Origin of the sequence: Paenibacillus koleovorans NBRC 103111 (assembly GCF_004000845.1) — a bacterium.
In the GTDB taxonomy this organism is placed as follows: Bacteria; Bacillota; Bacilli; order Paenibacillales; family NBRC-103111; genus Paenibacillus_AA; species Paenibacillus_AA koleovorans.
On the sequence record NZ_BIMA01000219.1, the window covers coordinates 1 to 3,066 of the forward strand.

The 3,066-nt window shown below is 55.2% G+C and carries 2 protein-coding genes; both read left to right on the forward strand.

Annotation, left to right across the window (positions count from 1 at the left end; translation table 11 throughout):
- The coding region (locus PKO02S_RS31720; protein WP_164821821.1) for an Ig-like domain-containing protein at positions 1–2,200 on the forward strand (2,200 nt) is incomplete at its 5' end.
- Positions 2,201–2,386: 186 nt separating this feature from the next.
- Positions 2,387–3,066, forward strand: a 680-nt coding sequence (locus PKO02S_RS31725; RefSeq protein WP_507763329.1) for a tetratricopeptide repeat protein, incomplete at its 3' end; no start/stop codon positions are given.

Genomic DNA, 3,066 nt, shown 5'->3' on the forward strand with positions numbered 1-3,066 from the left:
GGGTGTGATTGAGGGTAGCAACGTATACAAGGTTGTTGTAACGGATGCTGCTTCGAACAGCTCGGAAGGCAAAGTAGTAGTAGTGTTTGATATAGCAGCGCCGCCTGCACCAACAGTGACCGTGGAGCCTTACTGGAATGCAAATAGTGTGCAGCAACTAACCGTCACGACGGAGTTGAATGCAACGTTTGCCGTATACATGGGTACTGAGTTGACGCCAATCTATGAAGGGTACGGAGCAGGTGCCGGGACACCAGTCACGGTCCCCATTGATGTGACTCAAGATAAAACGTACACGTTCCGCGTCGTAGCGACGGATCTGGCGCTTAATGCCAGCCAGCCAAAAGTAGTGACCGTTGTGCGGGATACGCTGGCCCCGAGTGCACCTGTCGTGAGTGTGTCAACTAAGTGGAAGATAGGGACGCCACATGTCATGAGTGTAACAGCAGAAGCTGGGTCCACGATTCTCATCCACAACCTGGAGAATGGGTTGCTGGTCGGTTCTGCAATCGGAACTGGCGCTTCCCTAGAAGTACCCGTTACTGTAACCCAAGATAAACAATATGAGTTCGCCGTCTGGGCCAGAGATGCAGCAGGCAATGTAAGCGAGAGAACGTTGGCTCCGATCGTGAAGCTGGATACGGTTGCTCCCGAACAACCTGTTGTGGATGTAACGCCTTCCTTCTGGAAGCATGGAGATACGCAAGCCCTGATGGTGCTGGCAGAAAAGGACGCTATCATCCAAGTTTATTACGGGGAGGCCCTTGTCGGCAGCGGAGTCGGTGTACATGACACCAAAGTTCAAATCAGCCTGGAGCTTCCGGATGGCAACTACATTTTGAAAGTGGTAGCGGAGGATGAAGTCGGCAACAGGAGTCAAGAGGCTGTTCTCCCTTCCATTCTTGTGGATGTTACCCCGCCGTCGGTACCGGAAGTGGATGCCCCATCGTACTGGAACGCTCTGGATAGCAGACAAATCAAAGTGCGTGGCGATGTCGGAAGTACGGTGAAGGTGTACGAGGGTGATGTACTAGTAGGGGAAGTCTACATTAATTCATTCGGATCGTGGAAGCCAGTGACACTCAATATCGTCGGGGAAGGGCTGCATAATTTGACAGCTCAAGCTATGGATGCAGTAGGAAATGTGAGCGCCTCTATAACAATACCGGCCATTGAACTGGATACGGTGCCGCCAAGTGGGACGGTAAGCGTGGACGGACTCGGTGCAGGGAACACGATAACGACCCGAACGATCAACTTGACTCTGACACAGACGGGCACTGGCGGTGCTGCATCAATGAGCTTCTCGAACGATGGAACCACTTTTTCTACACCAGAAGCATTTGCACTAAAAAAATCAAATTTCATGCTAGAGGATAAGTTCGGCTCCAAACGAGTATGGGTGAAATTGAAAGATGCGGCGGGCAATGAAACGACAATCAGCACGACTGAGTTCAAATTTGTACCGTCCATACTGATTAATAATAACGCTGGAGCGACCGCGAGCGCTTTGGTGACGCTCACCCTGAATGCGCCGTTAGGGACGACGGAGATGAGCATCTCGGAAAATCCTAATGAGCTCGGTTCTCAGTGGGTGGCTTACTCCCAGCAGGTAACCGAATTCCCGCTTCAATATGGAAAACCGGTGAATACGGTCTACGTGAAATACCGGAATGCCACTCTGCAAGAATCGGCGATTTCCCAAGCGACCGCTCTACTGCTCAATCAGGTTTATCTGAAAACTACGGAGGACCTGGCAGAGATCGAGCGCGGCGACAGCTTCGGCTTGGAAATTCGAATGACTAATTTCGGAGGAGCTTCAAATGCTTTCTTCGCGATCGAGCTGGAGCTTAACTACACGGATGATTTCCAAGTAGACTACAGCGTGGCGAAGGGGAATGGTACGATTTTTGATCCTGCGATAAGCCAAGATGCATACGGCGATGGATATAATTACTCAGGTGGACTGTCAAAACGGCTCGTCTATGTAGTGACCCATTATCCGGATGCCAGCAATGTGACAGCCATGGGCGATCATTTGCTAGTAAGGCTCCCATTCCAGGCAATAGGCGAAGGACCGCTGAATGAAGGGCAAATCACGATCAAATCGATCCGGATTATTAACAAAGAGTTGGTTTCCATTCCTTCCATCAAGGGACCGGATATTTTGATTTTACCGATTAGCACGAGCACCAACTAGCGTCACGATGAAGGCCGGTTCCAGGCGAACCGGTCTTTTCTTTTTACAATAAAAATATCGTTATTTCGAGGGGAAGCCGGCTACCCAGGCCAAAAGTCGGATATCGCTGCAAACCCCTACATTTCCACCCGCTCACAGCCGATAACATCCATATACTGTCATCCGGAAACAGGAGGGGTGCCCGGCATGAGCAAGGACCTTCGCGGTCAGCAGAAGGAAGACTTGAAAGATTATGTGCAGAAGCACCCTAACAATAAAATGGGTTGGTATTTGCTGGGCCGGGAGTATATGGAGCAAGGGGAGACGGCAAAGGCGAAGTACTGCTTCATCCAGGCCGGGGAAATATACCTGGCCTATGAGGAGAAGCCGATGCCGGATGTGATAGCGGCCCAGCAGGCGCTGCAGGCGCAGCAGCAGGAGGCGGAACGTCGAGCCGCCGCGGATTCTGCTGCACAGCCCTCAAGTGCGGAGGCCCGGCGGGGACGCAGAGGCCGGGCCTGGAAGTGGATGGCCGCCTGGCTGGCGCTGGCGCTGCTGCTGGGGCCGACGCCGAACGCGCGCGATGCGGCGTCGGCGGACCCCGCAGCGCCTGGCGCCGACGCGCAGGCGCACACAGGCGCGGGCGGCGCCCACGCCTCAGCGGATGCCCCTGCATCCGCCGAGGCAACCGCCGCCGCCCAAGGGCCGTCCACCGTCCGCAGCGCGGGTGAGGCGCGGACGGCGGTGTACTACGCGCTGCCCGGCAGCGGCGCCACGCACCCGGGCAGCGCCTCAAGCGCCGCCACCGGCGGCGGCGCACCCGCACCCGCTGCTGCTCCGCCAACGCCGCAGCAGCTGCTCGCCGCCGCGGCGCTCGACGTCATCGG